Origin of the sequence: Candidatus Defluviibacterium haderslevense (assembly GCA_016712225.1) — a bacterium.
GTDB lineage: Bacteria > Bacteroidota > Bacteroidia > Chitinophagales > Saprospiraceae > Vicinibacter > Vicinibacter haderslevensis.
In genome coordinates this window covers 1,596,128-1,619,305 of the sequence record JADJRL010000003.1, presented here as the reverse complement: position 1 = coordinate 1,619,305, position 23,178 = coordinate 1,596,128, and the positions used below count along the sequence as shown (strand labels likewise).

The window sequence follows — 23,178 nt, the reverse complement described above, 5'->3', positions numbered from 1 at the left end:
ATTATATTTGAATTTTGGTTTAAATTGATTGACTATATGTAAATCAGCTTTTACAATGAAAACTAATTTACTAACTCCTTCACTTTACACATTAATTTCCTAATTTTGATGTTTTGCCTTTTTGAGGTAGTACATATTTTATGCTTGCAGTGTCTATGTCTGACGGAATACCTTGAGGATATCTTGCAAACATCTTTAACTTGTCATAGCTAATGTTCTTGTTGCAGTATTTAAAAGCACTTTCGCCACTTACTGTTACAATTACTGTCACAATGAGATTAAAAGGTGCAGTGAAAATTAGAAAAAACCCGTGACCAATTGTTGCAAAAGTATAACCAGGAATTGTCCAGCCATAATGTTTAGGTCTAGCGTATTGCAATTTAAATCGTTTTATACCAGCTATTGGAATTGTTAAACATTTGTTTTCTGATTCAGATAATACAACAAGTTTAGTGCTATCGATGGCTATTAACTCGCCAGTAATATTTGTACTTGTCTTTCTGAATATTTTAATATAAGAGCCGTTTGGATTGATGTCTACTTTATCAGAAGAAGGTAAGTAACGCGGATACGCACAACTACTCATGATAACTGCAAGTAAACCCAATAAGATAATTTTAGTTTGCATAGTATGAAAATGTTTTAGTGTCGATTTTTGAATTCCAAAACTCTTGTTCCATGGTGGTTTCATATTGCTTATAAGCATTGGCTTCTACTTTTAAATATTTTTTTGGGTAATAAACCATCTCTCTTAGTTTCAGTAAATCTTTATCCTTTATCCAATGCTCACGCATCCATTCCAAATAGTATCCTTTGGAATAAAGGAATAATTCATAATCTGTATGTAAATTTGGGAGAACAAAGTTGAATTTATATTCACTTCCTGGCATAGAAATCAAATATTTTTCGGGGCTTTTAATTAATGTCAATGCTGTTTTATCGACTTTACCTTTATTCAAAATTTCGTTTGGTGATATCTCAATTGGTTTTACTTTTTCCTTAATATTTGTTAGTGCTACATAATCAATACGCCAAAGCCCTTTATTCATTACAAGTTTTAATTTGACTTTTGAGCTTGATACAACATTTGTAAGTGGAAGGATTTGCCTATTAATTGCAATTGGTCCCGTTTCATAAAATCCGTTTTGTAGCTCCCAATCATTTATTTTTTCATTCCACAAATAAATATCAATATTTCCCAATTCTTTTTTAATGCCGTTTTCCAGTTTATCTTTTGTGTCACCCTCGGTTTCAATTTTTGCAAAAATGTCGCCTACTTCATCGCCCATAAAACCCATAGCACTGTAAATAAAATAAGTTGTCATCAGCGTTTGACGAAAATTTACGATAAGTCCCAAATTTTCAGAATTTTTTACATGCTCAAAGTTCAAATATATTTCTTCTTTACTGCTTAAATTATATGAATCAGCAAGACTAAATCGTTCTTGTCTATCTTCCTTTTGAAGTAAATCCGTTATATCACCTTCATCTCCACTTGCTTTTATTATGGAATAATTATTTTCACATAAATAAAAATCATTTATGGAAGATTGATACACCCGTTCATTTATACTTCTTGGATAAGCTAAAAGTTTTACATCATTTATGCAATGAGTTTCTAATGCCTCATTTTTCATCGTCATGGAAAATACACTATCTGAAATTGGTTTGTTATTTAACGCATCAATGTCAAAGTATTCCATTGAAGGAGCAATTGCGTTTGAAAACCCTTCGGCGTCAGCAAAATGAAAATTGTCATTTTCATTCAAATAAAATGTAGGACACGATCCAAAACATGCCTTTGGATTTGCTAAACAAATACATTCTACAACAACATTTATTGCTGTTAAAATGCTCAACGCAGCAATTCTTCCAGCTTCGGGATTTTTTATTTTTTTGTTTGTTTCAAAAATTGACACACTGTCAATTGGTATTGACATAAGACCATCAATAGTTTGCTTTCGGTTAAAGTCATATCGTGTTCCGTCTCCAGAAACAACATTTTGAATGGTGTCAACCTGCCATGTGTCTTTCAAAATACATACGTCTCCGTTTTTAAGATGCGCCTTCAAAAATGGCTTAGTCACAATAGTTTTGGTGTCATGCAAAAGTTTATTGGTGTCATTATAATTGGAACGGAAATAAAATGTTTTACATGCTTGTATTGCGACAATACTGATAATAAGTGCTGCAATGTAGAAAATCATTTTTTTATTTTTCATTGTTATTTGTTTTAAAAATTATGCTAACGTTATTTTTGATAATTGTTTGTTATTGTTTGCTCATCACATAAATTTTATATTAATTCAATATAATATTTCCACATTTATAGTGTCGTGCCCTTTAATATAAATGCTATCAGATTTTTCTGAAATCATTTGATTCTTATGTACTCTATAAAAAATCTTAATTTTTTGATTTCCACTTGTTTTAAAAATATCAACTATATCTAAATTTTTTCCTTTAAATCCATCTCCATCTCCTCCCGCAAAAACAAAAATATAATCCTCATCATCAAATGGATTCACATTCTTAATATGAGCCTTGATGAATGAATAAGGCTCAACGATGAGCTCCTTATTTTTGTACTGATATCCGGACTCCATTCCATATTCACCTGGATAATATAAATAGGGTTGTGTTCTTACCTGATAATCCCATTTAAGCTTATCACTATTAGGTATATGTATAAAATCATAAACAAACTTTCCTTCTGCATCTGTAAATGTGGTATCGATAGGATAATATGTTCCTCCTCCTGAAAAAGGTGCTGAATGGGATTCATCTAAAAATACCATCACATTTGCTAATGGTTTTCTAGTGCCGTATTCTATAACTACTCCTTCTATTTTTGTTTTGGTCTTATCGCCATAGGGAAGCTTGTTTCCGGTGTACCCTTCACTTTCATCTTTAATGCAAGCATTTATAAGGAGTAGAATAAATAAGAATAAGAAAAAGTTATAAGTTCTCATTTTAATAAATTTTGTTAAGGCAAAAATAGAGCTTGAGTAACCCTAATATAATTATTTTACTAGAAGAATCGGATTGTTGTTTTAAATAATTTAGAGCATTTGGATTATTTTTCTTTTACATCACTGAAAATAAGAGCTATTCTATTATTCTGCTACTTTATAGCTTTAACTAGCATAGAAATGTTGATTACGACTAAGAAATAATTTCTGACAAGTCCTTTTAAATTGGTTTTTCGAAAATGTGAAATTCACGGTTCTAATGAATTTTAAAAATCATAAATCAATTCAAATTTTAATATGACACTTTTTTAAATAATCCATACTACAATCAAATTGTTAGATATTTCCGTAATTCTTTTGTATCAAAAGTCTAAGTTAGCATTGGTTAAATTAAAAAAATATCATTTACATCAACTCAAAAAGTTATACATTGCATACCATTATTCACCATTGAAAATGATGTATTGAAAGTCATTACTCGCACAGTCTGGATTTTATCTTTAGTCAGTCTTTTCACTGATATGGCCAGTGAAATGTTGTATCCGATTATGCCCATCTATCTTAAAAGTATTGGGTTTTCTATTGTTCTTATTGGCTTGTTGGAAGGGCTTGCTGAAGCGACTGCCGGATTAAGTAAATCTTATTTTGGCAAACATTCAGATCGACTTGGTCGTCGTGTTCCTTTCGTACAAGTTGGATATGCGTTAAGTGCATTTTCTAAACCAATGCTGGCCGTTTTTACTTTTCCCATATGGATTTTTTTTGTTAGAACATTAGATCGCTTGGGTAAGGGAATTAGAACGGGGGCCCGCGATGCCATTTTAGCTGAAGAATCAACCCCTGAAACCAAAGCCACTGTCTTTGGATTTCATCGTTCTATGGATACTTTCGGTGCTATGTTAGGTCCAGCAATGGCGCTTGTTTATTTGTATTTCTATCCGCAACAATACAAGATGTTGTTTATTCTGGCATTATTTCCTGGCATCATCGCACTGATTGCTTCTCTGCTTTTAAAAGAAAAAGTTAAAACCAAACCCAATCTAACACAGCCTATTTCTTTTTTTTCAATTTTCAGTTATTGGAAAACAAGTTCTATAGAATATCGCAAGTGGAGTATTGGATTTTTAGCATTTACTGTATTCAATAGTTCGGATATTTTCTTACTTTTAAAAGCAAAGCAATCAGGTCTTGAAGATAGTTGGATTATTGGAATATATATTTTCTATAATTTTATTTACGCTCTATTTAGCTATCCTATTGGGATATTAGCAGATAAAATTGGACTACGAAATACCTATTTGTTTGGTCTGAGCCTTTTTGTTATGGTATATCTTGGAATGGCTTTCGAAGGAAATTATTTATGGTATGTTTTTTTATTTGTACTATATGGTATTTATGCAGCAGCAACAGAAGGAATTTCTAAAGCACTTTTAAGTCTTCAAGCATCTAAAGCAGACATGGCCAATGCGCTTGGAAGTTTTTCCGGATTGCAAAGTATTGCTGCATTGATATCAAGTAGTTTCGCAGGACTCATCTGGTACTCTTGCAATGCTTCTGTTTCTTTTATTATTTCAGCTATAGGTGCATTTTGCGTTATCATATATTTCATAAGCATGCATCCAAAAATAGATCATGATCCCATAAATCAATAAAAGGAATTCATACCATGAATAAAAAACAATTACAATTCATTCGGATTATGAATCATCGGTTGCTTTTCTGGTGGGCAATGCTGTTTAAATTACCTACACTAATCTTTTGGGGTATTAAAATAAAATCATTGACACTCGATTCATGTTCCACTACTATTCCTTATCATTGGAGAACTCAAAATCCGTTTAAATCCATATATTTCGCAGCATTAGCTGGCGCAGCCGAACTATCCACAGGGGCTCTTTGTATGTTGGCCATTCAAGGAAATCATTCAGTGTCCATGTTGGTAATTGATTTAAAGGCAGAGTATTACAAAAAAGCGAATCAAAAAATTACTTTTATCTGTGATCAAGGCGAAGTCATTCAGCAAATGATTGCAAGTCTTAATGATGTCAATCCGTCCAAAATCGTTACTCTTGTATCCAAAGGTTATAATGAACAACAAGAGTTTGTAGCACAATTTAATATATCCTGGTCCTTCAAATTAAAATCCAAACTGAATCCTGTTAATTCATGAATCTCACTATTTGATCCAGTTCCATCCGGGTAGAATCCGGAATTTCAACTTCAGATTTCCATCCCATATAAAATAATCCCAGACAATGTTCGTTTGAGGCTAAATCCAAAAAAGTATCCAAATGATGTATCACATTTGGGGTACTCCAATATGCACCCAATCCAGCTGCTGATGCGGCCAACCACATATTTTGAACCGAACATCCGAGTGCGGCAGTTTCCTCCCATTCAGGTAAAAGGGTATCCGGACTTCTGTGTATACAAATGGCTATAACGGTATCACTTTGTAATGGTTTTTCACCAGCTTTTTGATATTTAATATCCGTGTATAATTCACTAGTTGTCGTATTCTTATAATGCTCAGACATCAAATGACTTAAGGTGTTCCGTGCATCATTTCTTATGACCACAAATCTCCAAGGTTGTGTTTTCTTATGTGTAGGCGCCCACCTCGCACTTTCCAAAATACTCATGAGTAATTCATCTGGAATTTTACCAGCCTTATAAAATTGTGGAGATATAGATCTTCTGTTTCTTATGATTTCAGAAATTATTTTAAATGTATTATTCATTATTGTTGTGGTTTTATAAATATTAATCTTAAGGATCCAAAGCGTCCATGATAGGTTAATAATCAATGGTCCAGTATGGATTTCGTTGTGCCTTAATACTTTCTTGAATATATGCTTTAACTAAGTCTAAAAAATATGGAGAAGTCACTTTTTTACCTTTTAATTTAGGCAACTTAACAACTTGATTCGGGATATTGAATTCAATATTTGTTGCTACAATAACAACATCTCCATCATTCTTATTAATTTCCAAAATCATCCCCGGTAAACCGTAAAACTGTTCGGGGCCAGAAGAAACGGGTATTGCATCTGTGAACCATGCAACAATCTTTTGAGATTTAATGGTATCAACACTTTCGGCTTTCATACAAACAAATCCGGCAACTTCTTTAATCTCATTAAGGATTTTCCATTTGGGTCGAACATAATCCTCTTCGATGAGATAAGTCTTTCCTAATAATTCAATCCAATCCACTTTTTTGGAATCCTTAAAATTTCTATAAATTAAATAATCTTCTTCCCTCCAGCTATAACCAAAAGCACTTTCAGAACCACTTTTGACTTGTTTTTTTAAAATACTGGCGGTAGAATCAAAATTCAAAATATAATTACTCTTCCAACCCTCTTTACTTCCATTTGTCAATAAACTTCTATCTTTTTCCTCTTGGGATAAATAGGGTAATCGCTGAGCTATCTTAGACCAATAGCTGGTTCTTTCATAAATAATTTTACCCTGACTAAATTGGGCCAAAATCATCTGAGGTAGGAATAACAAGGTCAACAAAAAAATAAATGTTTTCATTCTAATATGTTTATCCACCATAATAACCTCGATTGTTTTTTGCAAAATTTGTTTTTATACCGCGCATATTATAGGTAAAACTCAATAAAAAATATCTTGATAAATTGATGGTTTCCGTTTGGACTATGCTATTGGTTGTCGCATACTGACTAATTCCTTTACTGCGATCTAAGAGATCATAAGCGCTAATCCGTAATTCACCTTTATTATTTTTGAGAAATATTTTATATATCGAAAGGTTTAATATTGGGATATTGGAATTAAAATCATTATAAGAATTCTGATAGTGATTGTAAGTAAAAGACGAATTAAAAAACAAATTCCAAATAAATTTATAATTCAATTCAGATCCAAATGTAACAGTTTGAAGTTTTTGATTTTGAGATTCATTGATTTCATAAGTAGTGTATGACTTATTTAATGAACCATTTAAAAACCAAGAAAATCTATCTTCAGGTGTTACATTTATTCTCAGCGAACCATTTACACTATTGGTATTGGTATGGTCCAACAAGGTATTGATAACTGCAAAACTCTTTGAATAGTTATAACTACCCGACATGTTGATCGTGAATTTATTTTTTACAATCGGAAAGCCATATCCCAAATTCCCATTAAATCGCTGAGCGCCGGAATGATTAATGGGCATGGATGTAGAGATATAATAATCATCTATGGTCCTGGATTGTATTATGGCATTATCTACATAATTGTAACTTAATCCTCCATAAAAATTGATAAACGTTCCTGGATTAAACTTCCGATAATTAATATTAATGTCATGTCTGTTTTCTGGAAGTAAATCTGGATTTCCAATTCGAATAGAAGTAGGATTTGAATTATCAATGACATTAAGTAATTCATTAGATGTTGGTTCTCTGGTATTTACCGTGTAGGAAAAATTAATACTTTTATTTCCCTTCATATCCTTACCAAAACTAAAATTCGGTATTAGGCTAATAAATTTATTGTCAATTATATAAGTCGTATCTTCGTTTACAAAAGTCGTATAGTTACCACTTAAGTTATAATTCTGAATGGCACATCCTAAAGACATATTTAATCCTTGGAAAGAATATTTGATAGACGTTCCAAGGCGATTTAAAAGAACTTTGTTGTCATAAGCTTTACTGTAATAATCATTATAATTGGAGTTACCATTTTCTATATCAAACACATTTCGAGTATAATCAGCATTTCGTTGACTAAAATTGTAAAAGGTCTGACTATAAAACCGTTTGCTCAATGGTTCCGTATATAAAGCACTGCCTTTGAATTGGTTCTTAATATTTTTTGTTGAATTGTTTTGATTTAATAATGCCGTTGAATCTACTAAAGGAAATTGTATACCATAAAAATTATTCACAGATATCTGATTGGCATTTCTATTGCTGGTATTTAATATATAAGCACCACTGAGTGCAAAACTCCTACCGGCCTTCCGGAATTTTTTCCTAAATATTAATGTGTTTTGCCATGTAGTAATTTTATTGGTATAATCAGAATTTAAATCCAAATCATTAGATAATAAATGATCTACATTGAAATTCTGATACAAACCATCAAGTTCATTTTTTACTTGGCCCGTGTTGATGGTACTTTTAATAATTATTTTTTGCAAGGAATCGATCTCTTGTTCAATTCTAATCTCAGCAGTATGATAAGCTTTTTTATTTTCATTGACTGAAGTGTCTAAGGTATTATAAGAATCCATGGGGTAGAGAAATTGTACATTTCGATATACTTCAGACAATAATTGATTATTATTGTAAAAATACATGCTGCTAATTTTAGTCTTTTTCTTTTCGTAATTATAATTCAATCCTGAAGAAATTTTCTTAGGAAAGCCATTATCATAATTACTAAAAAAATTAGTTTCTAAGTTGTCTTCATCATCACCTGAATTCGAATAATAATACCTCATACCATTAGAGCCAAATCCAAAATCATCATTGTCATCCCAATTAAAAGAATTGCTTCCTTTGAAGTCCTGATAATCATTCCAGGATAGTCCATTCCTTCCGGTATTTGTTCCTGATGCTACAATGGCTAATTGCGTTTTAGAATCAAACTTATTATAATTCCCCTTCAGTTCTGCAGTTGATTCAGTGCCCAGTCCACCTGATATTTTTCCAAATCCTCCTTTTTTAAATTCATCTTTCAAAGCAATATTCATTGCCTTTTCATTTGAATTTGATTTGAGTCCTGTAAGCTTTTCTTCTTCTGTGACATTATTAAACACCTGAACTTTGGAAATACCTTCGGCTGGTAAATTTTTAGTAGCTGATTTAGGATCTCCATCAAAAAATCGCTTTCCTTCAACTGTTACTTTTGTAATGTTTTTTCCTTCTGAAGTTAAGGCTCCATCCTGACCCACTTCAATTCCGGGTAATTTTCGTAATAAATCTTCAAGAGTAGAACCAGTAGGCACTTTGAATGTGGAAGCATCATACTCTATAGTGTCTCCCCGTATACTCATTGGAGCTTTTGCAGCTCTGATGACTACCTCAAATAATTCCTTAGAAATGGGTTTTAAAATAATGCGATCTAAATTAATATTTGCATCTTGAATTAATATCTTTTTTTCATAGGGTAAATATCCAACATAAGTAATTTTTAAAAGATAGGATCTAGGTGCAATTTTCTTCAAATTGAAAAAACCCTTATCATCAGCTCTGGTAAATTCTATGAGACTGCTATCTTGAGGATCAAGTAATAATACCGAGGCCAGACTTAAATTTTGGTTGGTACTATCGATAATATGACCCTGAATAGAATAGGATTGACCAAATGATACATCCACGCATATAAATAAAAAAAATAGCAAGGAATATTTATAAATATAAGCAAATGGTTTCTGATTTCGTACCAACAATTTCATAGTTGTTATTTTATATTCAATAATTTATTAGCTGCCTGAATTAATGTTTCATCCTTCTTTGCAAAACAAAAACGCAATATTTTAGGATCAAATCCATCATGGTAAAAAGCTGATATGGGAATCACAGCAACACCATAATCCTTAACCATTTGATGAGCCATTTCCATATCCGAAAGTTCAGAAATTTTATGATACTTGGCTAAGGCAAAATAACTTCCTTTACAAGGTAAAAAATCAAACAATGATGTCTTCAACAACTGAATAAACAAATCCCTCTTGGCTTCATAAAATGTATGAAGTGTATTAAAAAATGATTCATGGTTTTCTAAGAATCGGGCGATAGCGTATTGTGCAGGGGTATTTACAGAGAAAACTGTAAATTGGTGAAGTTTTCTAATTTCTTTCGAAATACTTTCTTTTGCAACAGTATATCCTACTTTCCAACCTGTATTATGTAAGGTTTTTCCCAATGAATATACCACTACACTGTGTTCCATTAGAGAGGCTATTTCCAAAGCACTATTATGCTTTGCACCATCGAAAACTAACATATCATAAACCTCATCCCAAATAATTAAACAATCATATGCCTTTGTCAGTTTGTCCATTCTTTCTAGGTCATCTTTTGTTAAGGTCGTTCCTGCTGGATTATGAGGGTTGTTGACAATCATCAACTTGATCTGTTGTTCTTTCAGTGTCCGTTCAAGATCTGTCCATGGAATTTCAAAATGGGGAAGGCTCAATTTTAGATAAATGGGAATCCCTCCATTGACAATTACAGCTGGACCATAAGAATCATATGCTGGTTCAAATAGGAGCACCTTGTCACCAACTCCAACAAAAGTACTTATAATTGTGTAAATCGCTTGAGTTGCACCGGCAGTTACTGTAATTTCGCTATCCGGGTTTGCCTGAAAACCGTAATCCCGCTTGAGCCTTTTTGACAATTCATGCCGAAGTGGGACGTATCCCGGCATAGGGGCATACTGATTCATGCCCAATTGTACACCCTCAGATAAATAATCGAGCAATTCATCAGGAGGATTAAAATCCGGAAAACCTTGTGCTAAATTTATAGCATGAAATTCATTAGCTAAAAGCGACATCTTTGCGAAAATAGATGTTCCTACGTCTGGTAATTTGGAATTTATATTCAAAACAAAAAAGCTTCAGGAATTAATAATTTAGAACAGTACTATATAACGTATAAATTATTGATTTGTTTTCTTGATCAGCTCTAACCATAAAGTATCAATTCCATCTTCTAAACCAACTTGCTTAAAATGAAAATTTCTATATTTCTCAATAAATGAAATCAGCATAGACGGTTCCTGATTTTCAAGCTTATAATGCAGTGTGTGTTCCTCATTTCCTAAATAATTTATGGCTGGATCATCTGATCCAATATAAAAATTAATAATAGGTAATCCTGACTGTTTATACTCATCCAATTTACTCGGAAGACCCGGGTAATTGATATTGGCAAAATTTAATAATATATTTGTTTTTTGATAAATTGTTAAAAGTTCTGATTCAGAATCACAGTAAACAATTTTAACCCATTTCATCTGTTGAACAAACGCAATTAATGTTTCACATTGCTTACCCACTAACCAAATTTCAATTTTTTCCAAATCCATTCCACTCATGGATAATGCTTGTAATAATAAACCCAATTCTCTCACTCCATTGCGAACAGGTTCATAGGTATTTCCGATATAACTAAGGATTAAATGATCGGAATGTAACTTATAAAAATGTGCAAAATCTATAGCAGATCCATTCGGGATGATATTAATTTTGTTTGAATCTAACAAGTATTTGGAAAGATAATAGGCCTTTATAAACTCTGAGTTAAAAACAATAAAATCAGATTTTGTTAAAATGCGCTTTTCATAATATTTCATCAATGGTTTAAATAAAGGATATAAAGAATTTGTAGGATTCTCTGAATAATTATCACCAATATCTGCAATCCAACATATTTTTGGATTTTTAAGTTTTAATAATAATCCAATTAAATGGGTTGAAAAGGGTTGTGAAATGGTTATAACAACATCTAATGGTTTAGAATATCTTAGCCAATATGAATTGGCTATAGATAAATTATGAAAAACATATGAATCAGGCCAAATAAATTTTTTTAAAACCCTTACTATTCTAGATAATATTGGAGAATTACTTAAATTTTGTTGAACAAATATTTTAATGCCAACCCGTGAAACCAATGATTCTGTTTGATCCTTTGAAGAACAATTTTTTGAGCAAAATAATATTATGGAATAATTCGCCTTTAAAGATTGAATTATTCTGCGAATCCTTAAAGTACGTGGATTGCGAATAGGTAAATAAAATGGATTAAATAAAACGATTCGCATCTAATAATCGATTATAAATATCTATAAGTTTGTTTCCAGTTAAATTTATATTCAATTTGCAAGTTACGCTTTCCTTGGCATGATATGAGTATTGTAGATATTCATTTATGGATAAATGCGCAATCAATTCCAATTTAGAAACAGCTTCTTGGACATCACCTTCTCTAATCAACCAACCATTATAATCATTAACTCCAATGTCAGGAATATCACAATGATAAGTAGTAAAAATAGGCTTCCCTAATACCAATGCATCCTTTAAAAAAACAGGGCATCCTCCTTCCGTATCCATCACTGAGCTTCTCATACTTAAATTGACAGCAATATGCGCTTGACCTAAGGTAATCAAATAATCATCAACCGTTAATTTTTTATTTAATTTCACATTATGTAAAGCATGGGTGTTAATAAAATTCACTAACTCATTATAGTATCTCAGATTCCCAATTTCTCCATAAAATTCCAGAATAAATTGATTTCTATTTTTACACAAAAGCAAGGCTTGAAGTAATATTAGCTGGCCCTTCTTCTCAGTATAAGTTGCAACCTGAATAAGTCGGATTGGTCGTCCAAAATGATTCGAAGAATCTACTCCAGTTCTATTAAAAATCATTTGAAGGATATGGATCTTTCCCTTAGGGATTTGATAAGATAATAATAATTGCTGACTAAAATGTCCTTCGACAATATAATGAGCACCATACTCAGCAAATTTGCTATATAGATTTTTTGTTTCTGGTTTGCGATACACTAAATATTCATAATCGTAACCATATAAAGAAATAATGGACGGTTTAATTTTTGACAAAATTATTGATTCAAATTCAACAGCTACATTTCCAAAATGAAAATGCAATAAATCAATATCATTATTTTGAATATATTGAACAATCTTATTTGAAAAAATCAGGATTTGAACTTTACTCAACAATTTATTACCAAATGTCAAGGGAGTTTCTGCTTTAATACCAATAAAGGGAATTCGTTCAAAAGATACATTTATTTTAGGATCAAAATATTTAAAACAAAGTATATGCTGACATTGATCTGCACTGGATTGCAATAATTTTTCCAACCAATTCATGGTCTCAGGTAGAAAATAATCCAAAAAATGCAATACTTTAAACTGGGTCATGTGACTTCAACTTTTCTCTTGACAACCATAAATAAACCGACAACAAATTAAATTTTTCGTTTAAATTTTTAGGTTTATAACCAACTAATAATGATATGTATTGAACGGCATATTTATCTATTAATAAATCAACTGTATGTTCAAGTTTTGTGTAATTATAAAATTGTCTACTCCTTCCTAGTTTTTGATAGACCCAATTGAGTACTTCTGGGATTTTTATTTTTAAAAAAAATGAATTCAGTCTTTGGTAATAAGGTGCAATTCCCGTTTTTTGCCATTTAAGCATTCTTAAAGGCCTACTTAGGAATTGATTTATGGTGCTCAAATAAAATTGATGATTAGCTTGTTGTGTTTCATCAATACTATAATTATACTTTAACCAATCTAAATTATAAAAGGGAATCCCCACTTTAAAACAATGACTTAGATTATATACATGCAATCCGGCTAGGTTTCTGATTTTTTGATCAATTATATAAGGATCTATTGAATTGAAATTATAAAATGAATCACCTGTGTGGTGTCTATCATTATAACTATAAAAAAATTGACTTGAAATATTCTTGTTTATCCTTGTATTGACCTGATCAGTATTCGCATAAATCCCACCACCAAAAAATCCGGTCATAATAATATCAAACTTCTCTTTAAGTTCCTTGTATATATTCCCTTCATGAAAATGGTTGATTGGTACCATACCATTACATTGCAGGAATGCAAATAGTCTATCTTCTAACCAATTATCATATTCCAATTCAAAATGTATAAGCTGACAATTCAATTCCTTAGAAACTTTTTTTGCTATAGTTAAATCAATACTTTCATTGGTAGAAAATGTAAACGTATGAAAATCAAAATATTTCTTTGAAATGAAAGCAATAATTCTACTATCAAGTCCACCACTTAAACTAAGGCCAATGTTTTGTGATTGGATGGACAAATTAGTAATGCTTTTTTCAAGTAAAGAAAAATAGGTCTCTCTAGATTCGTTAATCAACGCGTTAGTCTTCGTCCATTCATTCCATGACCAATAACGATTTATATTAATTTGTTTAGTAATGAAATCTAAAGTACAAATACTTGCAGCTGGTAATCTACCAATATGATGATACCAAGTTTCGTTATCTAAGAAATGGCCATTATGTACATAATTAAAAATAGCAACTTCATTATACTTAATATCTACTTCTGGAATTGCAATAATATTTTGAAGATTAGATGACCAGCACCATAATTCTTCGTATTGATATAGATAAAATGGAAAAAATCCCAATGGGTCTGTAATGATACAAACTTTTTGTGCTGATACTGTCAACACGGCAGAAATGCCATTGAGATGTCGAAATAACTCATACCAAGATTTAGAACCATTAGAAAGATCGGCCGGTATGATTGTATCCCAAATAGTATCAAAATCCGTATAAAGTATTGGGTTACCAAGTAAATAAAACTGAGTTCCCTCTATACTTTTGGATCTTAAAAAAGGACTATCAGAAAAACCTGTTTTAAAATGCTTGGAGTAATTGTTGTCACTTTTCAATTCATCAACATGTTGCTGGTATTGCAAAAATTCTGTTGAAAATGCAAAATGACACTTATTAATTCCAAAAATGTGTGCCATCATACTATTTTTAAATTCAGCAAATTAAACAAACGCTTGCGATCCAAAATTAAAAATAATAAAACATAAACTAATATACTTAATATGAGTAAAATTATTGGATTGTGCAAAAGCATTTGAAGTCCTAATAAACTTAAGACCAAAAATAACAACATCAAAAAAGCCATGAACCCATTTGATTTTACTTCATCAAAAAATAACGGAAAGTGATAGGATGTTTGAATCATAAGAAACAATAAAACAACAAAACTATATGCAACACTAAAATAGAGAAAATGATCCATAGACCATTGATTCCAATATAATATAAAACAAATGGAATAATTAATCAACAATATTCCAGTATTCCAATAAAAAATTGATTTCGTAGCTCCGGATGCCAATAGATAGGTAAATAAAATATTATTAAAAGCTTTAATTAGTGCTACAAATAAAATAAATGAAGAATAATAATATATTTCAGAACCCTTTTCTAAATATGCCCAAGTTAAAATTGAATTGGAATTCACATAAAGTATTACATACAAGGGAATGATTACACAAATAAAATTAATAAATTGTCTGGCCATCATTGAATCAGGTACTTGATGCTCCTTCTTTGCCTTAGCAATTACAGGAAAGATAGATTTATTAAAAAGTGGGTTCACTTTTGAAAATAAAATAAAACTAAATTCAATGGCGAGATTATATGGACCTAAAATGGATAATCCAAACATCAATATAATAAAAGCTGTATCATAATGACCTTGAATAAAACTCAAAACTTGGTTGTATAAATTAAATCGACTTGAATGAATATGACTATCAAAATCTATTTGATTGCCATTTGTGCTATCCGGTAATGTTATTCCATATAAATAATTGATGAGGTACATGACAAAAAAACGAATAATAATCGAAAATGAAAAACAATAAACTGGGCTATAATACCTAAGTAGAATAAGGAGAACGACTAATTCTATAGAATAAGCTAGCATTTGAATAATAGCTATATCTTTTTGTTTATCCTTTAAAATAAGCACCTGTTGAGTATAAGAGCCAATACCTATGAGGAATAATATTAGAAACGAGAAAGCAATTAGAATGATATTACTAATATAATTTATTTTAAAAATAATAATAGAAAAACACAATATTATGATACAAATAAATAAATATAAGAGCTGATGTCTGGTCAACAACTTCAATAATTTTGAAGTTACTTCGTGTTTTTGAACAACGGAAAAAAACATCCCGGGGTCGAAAATAGCAAGTGCCATTCTAAAGATCATTTGAAAAACAGCAAATGATCCTAAAGCAGTGTTATCCAGATATCTTCCTAATAAAATTAATGTTACTACTTGTAAAATAGTAATGTATATAGTTGCAAAAAATTGCCATTTAAAAGTATTATTGATAAGATTAAAATACCGATTCATTTGATCTGGAATACAAAGATTTTACATTATAATATTATTTCTGGTCACGATGTATAAAATAAACTGTAAAATTCGAAATAACTATCAAAAGTATTCTATTTTTGAAGAAATATTAATTATTTGTTTTAATGATTAATCAGCATACTGAGGTTTTTTTAAATCAAGATTGGTTTAATTTGGTTTCAAAACCAAATTCATCTCTTTTCATTGAATTAAGTTATAAGGGAAGTAAACTCATAGCTGGATTTGAACAAAAGCAATTTGGCTTTTTAAGTTATTTAAAATGTCCCAAGTTCACGCCTTATAATATTTCCATAAATCATATCGATGATAATTCAAATGAATATTCTGTTTATGCGAAAGAAGTCCATTTAATAAATGAATTGAAGCAACAATTAAAAAAATATAATCGATTCCAAATCAAATGTTTACCTACACTTAATATTGTTAGCCCATTTCTAGACAAACATACAAAAGCTTATTATTACACTACCTGCTTTATTAATCAATCCATTCCAATTGAACAATGTTGGAACAATATGGAATCTGCAACAAGAAACCATATACTTTATGGTGAAAAAAATTTAGCTATTGAGCTTAATGGAACCCTAGAAGAAGTAAAATCTTTCATAACCGTAAATTCCTATTATCATAGAGAAGGTTTAAGCTATGAATTATTAGAACTTGTATTTGATGCTTTAAAACCTTTAGGGTTAATAAAACTATTTATTGCTAAAAAAGAAAATGAACTCGTATCTATTGCCTTCTTAATTAAGAGTGGGGATGTTTGGTATTATTGGTTGAATATCAATAATCAAGATATTAAATCAAGGGGTTCAAATGCTGTATTAATTTGGGAGGGCATTAAATTAGCCAAACTCCAAAACTGCCATTTTAATTTTGATGGATCTATAGTTCCACATTTAGAGCAAGTATTTAAATCTTTTGGAAGTAAGAATTTAGCTTATTGCAATATTATTAGTAACCAACATTTGTTTTTTAAACTCATTTCAAAATATTAATTTGAAACGTTTAATCATCAATGAACATTCCATTCAACTTGCTGAAGATCTAGCTAAGTCTTGGTTAATTCATGCATTTAATAAATGCCATGAAACTGGATTTTCGCATAGCAGATGGATGTTCTTACCAAGGATGATAGCGTGGAATAAGCCCTATCCGGAAACAAGTGGATACATCATTGAAAATTTTCTAGAATTCAATTTCAAAAATGAACACATAGATGGCACTATTGGTATTAAAACTGGAAATGCTTTACTTACCAATCAATCTCATGAAGGCTATTTTTACTCAGGAGTGAATCAAATAAAACCTAGTGTATTTAATACCGCTCAAATACTTTTTGGTTTAATGCAATGTTACCAAAAAACGAAGGAAGAAAAATACATGACTGGCTTTAATCTGGCTAGAAATTGGCTGATTAAAATGATGGATAAAAATGGCATATGGCAACATGGCCTTTATGTTGATTCCTTCCTCCCAAGCTATTATACAAGAGCACTTTGGCCTATGTTATTAATCCCTTCAAACGATAATGATGTCATAAAATTAGAAAAATCATTAGATCATTTTTGGAAAAACAAAACTTCAAATTATAGTTTTATCCATTCTGGCTTCCAACCGAATGATAACTTTTATCTAACTCATACCATTGCATATACAATTGAAGGTTTTATGGAATGTGCCCTACTCATGAAACGCCAAGATATTCTAGAGTACTGTTTGCAATCCCTTGAAGTTTTAGCTCAAATCATTGAACATGAAAATGGCCTGGCTGGGAAATATAATGCTGAATGGCAATCATCTCATTCCTTTAAATGTGTAACAGGTCAGGCACAATTCTGTAGCATTTATGCTAAAGCATTTCAAATTAATCAAAATGGTGTCTTTAAAAAAACAGCGCTCTTCCTTTTTGAAGAATTAATGTCCTGGCAAATCAAATCAAAAAATATTGAATTAAATGGTGCATTTCCTGCTTCACTTCCCATTTATGGAAGCTATTTTCCATTCAGATATGTCAACTGGACTAATAAATTTTTTCTTGATGCTTGCTACCAAATAAAAAAAATAATTGAATAGACTACATTTTACCTTAATGATTTCAATCATCTATCTAATGATAACCATTTTCCCTAAATTATTTTTAAAGAATTTATCGGTATCCGTATCATACTTACTGACTTCTTCTCCTGATTTGTTCTTAAATACCATTCGATATAAATAAACACCATTCGCAAGTTTTGCACCAAATTCATCTGTCCCATCATATTCGAATTCGGTCATGTGTGTTCCAATCTTTAATGGACCGATTTCATCTTGAGTTAATTCACGGACCACTCTTCCGGACACAGATAATATTTGGATCTTATAATAATCGGGTACATTTCTACCTGTTAGCGTATAAACAAATTTTGTTTTGGTCGTAAATGGATTCGGGTAATTGAATACATTTGACGCACCACTTTTAGAAATGACCTGGAAAGAAATATTATAGTCATCATCACTGATTGAATTATTTGTGGCATCTTTAGCTCTAACAATCAATCTGTAAGTTCCGTCCATAGTAAAATCATTACTAATAATTACTTTTGCTTCATTTTTGGTTCCATTTACATTCGCAGGAATAAAGCTCACATTTGATGCACCTAAATACACCGGGTGAACGGATCTATCCGGATATTCAAATTTAATCGTAAACAATCCAGTATCAACTAAAGGCTGACCAATATTTTCATCTCGCAATGCTATTTCTATATTGGATTCAGGTGAAATAATTTCTCCATCTGTTATTTGTACTCCATTAAATACGACGGTTAATTTTGGTCTTCTAATATCTTTCCGTACATAATAATCGATAACACCAATATTATTAAAAGAATATAATTCTGCTTGATCTTGATCTGGATTTAATTCAACAAATAATTTATAAGCTCCAACTTGGCGGGTAGTGCTAATATCAAAAGGTATTTTAATAGATGCCAAGGCTTTAACAGGAATAAAACGTCTATATGTATTTACCGTTGCATTTTTTGAATCGACTACACTAAATTTTACTAACAAACTATCCATGTCGTATTCGCTAACATTCTGCGCGAGAATCTCAACTCTCAATATATTTCCTTGATTCAAAGTATCTTTACTTTTAGTAAACCATTGAGCCGGATTCAATGCTACATCCGGAAGTCCCTTATAATGTACCCGCCAAAAATCATTACTTGGAGATGTTCTGCTGATTTCATCCTCCGTCTTCCACTCTAATTTCAACTGGGGATATAATTTCGCATCAACACCCCTCAAATCTTTTTCTAAATCAACAAAAGGTCCGAATAACTTGGTTTCTATACCTTTAGAGTCTATTCCATAAATATTGATTTCTTGCTTGTCTTCATTTCCATTAAACCCTTTATAATTCCATAGAAATTTGTCATAAGAAATTGCAGGGCCAATAATTCTGGATTGAACGTAACCAGACGTTTGACTTATATTTAAATGATGACCTATTTCAATTTCTGTAAATTTATTTCCCAAACTTTCTTTGACTTCAAACTGAGCATCTTCCTTTTTAAATACCATCAAATAAGGAATAGAACCAAAAGTTTTCAATGCTTCAATTTCTTTAGCACCAAAACCTTTTAATACAGTATATAAATTATTGGGTCCATCGCTTTCCCAAAGTTCAGGATAAAAAGAATAATCCAATTGCACTAATGTACTTATAGTTACAACTGAATTCGTTGGAACGACGTTTGTCAAAAAATTTATTAATTGTTGTCTTTGGTCTTTGGTCTCAGTTCTAAATAAAAAATATTTTTGCCCCACAAAGGTTCCATTACCAGAACTGTTGAAATCACTACCTGTTTGGTTAATCCATAAGTGTCCATCCAAAGCATCAAATACAGAAACAAGAATTCCTGATACATCTGTCATTCGGTTCCAATAATCATAATCAACTTCTACTTGAGAATTGATAAAAATTTTAGGCCTAATGAATATACCAGGTATTTCTATATACCCATTATATACTCTAAAGTCTACAACCTCATCATTGTATTTAAACTTACGATCTGGTTCACTTATATTCATTTTAGTAAAGTCATTCTGCGTGTGTTGAAAAAAATGAGATTGATTCCAACCTGTTGAAGAAGAAGGAATATATATGAACGAACTGTTTTTCCATGCAATGATTCCTGAACCACTACTATCAGGTCTAATTCTCCAATAATAAACGGTATTAGGTAATAAGGACTGGTCAATATTCCAACTAATAACGCCTCCAACCTGATTTACTGATTTAGTTCTTTTTAATGAACTATTAAAATATGCTGTTGTGTCGATTTCAAAATAATAATTTGAAGATTTTGCAAAGGTGTTACCGTTACTTGCAATCAATTGTATTTTATCCTTGGTTATGATAGCAAATTCAGTTGGGTAGACGGGAATGGCATCATTTCCAATTACATAGTATTTAAAGCCATTTTCTCCATTTGCAAAAACTAAATCATTATTTTTCTCTGCTTGAGGGCTTGGCAATTCATCAATTTTATCATCTGAATCTACGGTAACAAATAAGGTATTAAATCCAACCGAACTTTGACCAAATAACGGAATTGTAAAGGTATAATTTGATCTAAGTGTTGGTGTCAATATCGAACCATTAAAAACGGTAGTTAATTTACCATCAGGTCCTTGATTTCTAACTAGAACCCGCACACTATCTTTATAGCTCACTCCTAAATTAAGGATATCTACACTAAATTTAAATTCTTTCTGCGATGAGAATAATGGATTAGGACTTGCTTTTGCGGTCAATGGATCCGCTACAATATCTTGACCAGGATTGTTATTTAGTCTTATAGAAGGATCTCCATCAAAACTAGTTGACAATGATTGATGTAAAATGGCTTCATTGGTTAAATTAGCCAAATTTTTATTAGCATCTGATATTAAATTTCTGTTTGATTCCCTTACTGCTTCTCCTACACTTAATCCATAATATTTACCCCCTAATTGTCTATATAGTTCTCCACCAAATGTAGATAGTATGGTAGGAAGACCCGCTGTAGAATTAGATAAATAAATAATAGATCCTCTATCTGGTGTTAGATTATGAACTTCGCTGATACTCCTTATTGAATTATACATTTGTCCGGCATAACATCCCATGGCAACAAACATATGATATCTGCCTTTATTGTTGTAGGAATATATACTTTCAAGATTGAAGTCTAGTTTGAAAGCAACTGAATGGCCCATAAAAGTAATAATCGAAACTCCATTATTTATTAAATTAATGAGTTGTTCTGATTTAGATTCTTCTACAGCACCTGATGTTTGTTTGTAAAAAGTTTCTACTTTGGATCCATACAAATTATTCTCTATTACATCCTCCATATTAAACAACTGAGAATTGATAATAGAATATAATGCTGGATCTCCTCCAGCCAAATGGAGTACTCGCTTCATCCATTCTTTATTCTCAATAGTATGTTCTTTAGTTGCCAAATAAGCTTCATGTTCCTTAACCTTATTGACATAATCAAGAATTTCCTGACCATTAATTACAGGCAATCTTCCGATAGCGTAAAATGGAATTCTCAAAGAATCAGAAATGAGCATGGCATCGGATGCAGGTGCACCATAGGTAGGAACAAAATTTAATTCTGTTAAATTACTATTTTGTCTGTAAACTGGATATTCTAATCCCTTACCAATTATAAAGGCATATTTTACATTGGGCCATATTGTTCTTGTGTATTGGAAAAAATTCCTTAAAGAAATAGCATGTCCCTGTATACCAAATCCAAATGCATTATAAATATTTTCGACTTCAACAATTTTAACTTTATGGTTTCCTCCTGCTGAACTAGATCTATAGCTCGCATAATCTTGCACCTGATTATTTCCCAAGGTTCCATTCAATAATTGACTCGATGTTAAGATAATAAAATCAATGGTTCCATCACTTACATAATTTTCAATGAAGGACTTTTTGATATTATTTACTGACTTGACTTCACTAGGATTTAATAAGATTAGTGTTCGATCTGATGTTGATTCCGGAATTGAGATTCGATAAATGCCGTTATTTTCTCTAGAACTTTTAATAAACAATTTATTGGTTAAATCATAGATTAAAAGTTCAGGTCCTCCATCAAAATTTTCTATTTCAAGATATTTACGAATGATGGATGACGGAATTTTAATCTGGGCATATTTACTTTGATTGAATTTAAATTCAGACGGATAACTATATTTAATTACAGAGACACTCAATTTATCTTCTATATTTCCTTCAGCCTTTATTTTTAAATTCATTTGAGAACTTAAGTCTGCTGCTGCAATTGTCAACGCATTTCTTCTTACTTTATATCCACTAAAAGGATCTGTTTTCAGCAAATTATTATTCAAATAAAATGCAGCCTTATGTGCTGAGGCATCTTCACCATAACCTGTAATGGCAACATTAATATTGGCATCAATATCATTTTTATATACATTTTCAAGCATTAAATCCCAGGCTCTTTCAACAAAATAATCCGTTCCATAACCCTGCCCTTCATCAAAATCTGGTAATTTTTGACTATGCCCATAACCAAAAGAACGCTTAATGGTGACTTCTTTGAATGAAGTTGTTATTTCTCGAATAAAATAATTGTCCTTAGGAATTGGATTGGTAAGATCATTTTGAATTTCTTGATATTTAAATGTACTTGGTGTAGCATTCCAAGTTATAAAATAGGCTGAAGTGTCTGAATAAATACTGTAATCCTCATTAAACACAAAACTTGCTTTCTTAAATAATGGAGCGTCCAGTTCTCCTCTGTTTCTCACTGCAAAAAATTCTATGAAATCATCTTTCCCCATCAAGCCGTTGGTTGAAGTTCTAATTTCAACCTCTTGGCCTAGGTGATACAGGCGTATTTTGTCTAAAGTTATATTTTGAATGGGTAAATCGGCTTTTCTTAAATCATCTAAAGTGATTTTATAGATCCCGTCTGTACCAATGTTAAATTTATAATATTCTTGCGTTGGAATTAACCATTCATTACCATAAATGAACTTTCCTTCAAAATTCATTTGAGCATGGACCGTAAAATACAATAAACAAAGGCTAAGGGTTATAATCCGAGTCATAAATTAATCGTTTTACCTGAAATAATACACATAATCAGCTGCAAACATATAAAGATATTTCGTAATATTTAATAT

Annotated in this window: 16 protein-coding genes; 4 read left to right on the top strand and 12 right to left on the bottom strand. The window is 31.2% G+C overall.

Going from position 1 to position 23,178, the window contains the following annotated elements:
• Positions 1-91: 91 nt before the first annotated feature.
• The 3 genes from IPK88_06535 to IPK88_06525 form a co-directional block, all read right to left on the bottom strand.
• Complete coding sequence (locus IPK88_06535) at positions 92-628, bottom strand: hypothetical protein (GenBank protein ID MBK8243061.1); 537 nt, start codon at positions 626-628, stop codon at positions 92-94.
• Entirely contained in the window at positions 618-2,222 is a 1,605-nt protein-coding gene (locus tag IPK88_06530) for a hypothetical protein (protein ID MBK8243060.1), read from the bottom strand. Before IPK88_06530 ends, IPK88_06535 begins: the two co-directional genes overlap by 11 nt.
• 84 nt (positions 2,223-2,306) lie before the next feature.
• Positions 2,307-2,972, bottom strand: a complete 666-nt coding sequence (locus IPK88_06525; GenBank protein MBK8243059.1) for a hypothetical protein — start codon at positions 2,970-2,972, stop codon at positions 2,307-2,309.
• A gap of 464 nt (positions 2,973-3,436) precedes the next feature.
• On the opposite strand from IPK88_06525, the gene IPK88_06520 reads away from it, so the two are divergent.
• Positions 3,437-4,624, top strand: a complete 1,188-nt coding sequence (locus tag IPK88_06520) for an MFS transporter (GenBank protein ID MBK8243058.1) — start codon at positions 3,437-3,439, stop codon at positions 4,622-4,624.
• Positions 4,625-4,638: 14 nt separating this feature from the next.
• Positions 4,639-5,142 carry a DUF4442 domain-containing protein gene (locus IPK88_06515; protein ID MBK8243057.1) on the top strand — a complete coding sequence of 168 codons (504 nt, stop codon included), beginning with the start codon at positions 4,639-4,641 and terminating at the stop codon, positions 5,140-5,142.
• On the opposite strand, the gene IPK88_06510 is transcribed toward IPK88_06515, so the two are convergent.
• From IPK88_06510 to IPK88_06475, 8 genes are read right to left on the bottom strand one after another with little or no spacing between them, the layout of a single operon-like run.
• Positions 5,132-5,713 (bottom strand): nitroreductase, encoded by a 582-nt coding sequence (locus IPK88_06510; GenBank protein ID MBK8243056.1) that lies wholly within the window; start codon positions 5,711-5,713, stop codon positions 5,132-5,134. The genes IPK88_06515 and IPK88_06510 overlap by 11 nt on opposite strands.
• A 55-nt stretch (positions 5,714-5,768) precedes the next feature.
• A complete protein-coding gene (locus tag IPK88_06505; protein ID MBK8243055.1) occupies positions 5,769-6,515 on the bottom strand; it encodes a GLPGLI family protein in 747 nt (248 codons plus the stop codon).
• Between the two features lie 10 nt (positions 6,516-6,525).
• Positions 6,526-9,396, bottom strand: a complete 2,871-nt coding sequence (locus IPK88_06500; protein MBK8243054.1) for an outer membrane beta-barrel protein — start codon at positions 9,394-9,396, stop codon at positions 6,526-6,528.
• Positions 9,397-9,401: 5 nt separating this feature from the next.
• On the bottom strand, positions 9,402-10,553 hold the full coding sequence (locus IPK88_06495) for an aminotransferase class I/II-fold pyridoxal phosphate-dependent enzyme (GenBank protein MBK8243053.1): 1,152 nt from the start codon (positions 10,551-10,553) through the stop codon (positions 9,402-9,404).
• A gap of 54 nt (positions 10,554-10,607) precedes the next feature.
• Positions 10,608-11,774 carry a glycosyltransferase gene (locus IPK88_06490; GenBank protein MBK8243052.1) on the bottom strand — a complete coding sequence of 389 codons (1,167 nt, stop codon included), beginning with the start codon at positions 11,772-11,774 and terminating at the stop codon, positions 10,608-10,610.
• Positions 11,755-12,909 carry a glycosyltransferase gene (locus IPK88_06485; protein MBK8243051.1) on the bottom strand — a complete coding sequence of 385 codons (1,155 nt, stop codon included), beginning with the start codon at positions 12,907-12,909 and terminating at the stop codon, positions 11,755-11,757. The genes IPK88_06490 and IPK88_06485 overlap by 20 nt, the downstream gene beginning before the upstream one ends.
• Positions 12,896-14,533, bottom strand: a complete 1,638-nt coding sequence (locus IPK88_06480) for a hypothetical protein (GenBank protein ID MBK8243050.1) — start codon at positions 14,531-14,533, stop codon at positions 12,896-12,898. The genes IPK88_06485 and IPK88_06480 overlap by 14 nt, the downstream gene beginning before the upstream one ends.
• Positions 14,530-15,948, bottom strand: a complete 1,419-nt coding sequence (locus tag IPK88_06475; protein MBK8243049.1) for an oligosaccharide flippase family protein — start codon at positions 15,946-15,948, stop codon at positions 14,530-14,532. The genes IPK88_06480 and IPK88_06475 overlap by 4 nt, the downstream gene beginning before the upstream one ends.
• A 128-nt stretch (positions 15,949-16,076) precedes the next feature.
• Here IPK88_06475 and IPK88_06470 point away from each other — a divergent pair, with 128 nt between their 5' ends.
• Both IPK88_06470 and IPK88_06465 read left to right on the top strand, forming a co-directional pair.
• Complete coding sequence (locus tag IPK88_06470; protein ID MBK8243048.1) at positions 16,077-16,970, top strand: GNAT family N-acetyltransferase; 894 nt, start codon at positions 16,077-16,079, stop codon at positions 16,968-16,970.
• A 1-nt stretch (position 16,971) separates the two neighbouring features.
• The gene (locus IPK88_06465) at positions 16,972-18,048 is read left to right on the top strand and encodes a hypothetical protein (GenBank protein MBK8243047.1); all 1,077 of its coding nucleotides are present in this window, start codon (positions 16,972-16,974) and stop codon (positions 18,046-18,048) included.
• 30 nt (positions 18,049-18,078) lie between these two features.
• Here IPK88_06465 and IPK88_06460 read toward each other — a convergent pair whose 3' ends face one another.
• Positions 18,079-23,103, bottom strand: coding sequence for a hypothetical protein (locus tag IPK88_06460; protein MBK8243046.1), 5,025 nt, complete (start codon positions 23,101-23,103; stop codon positions 18,079-18,081).
• Positions 23,104-23,178: the final 75 nt, after the last annotated feature.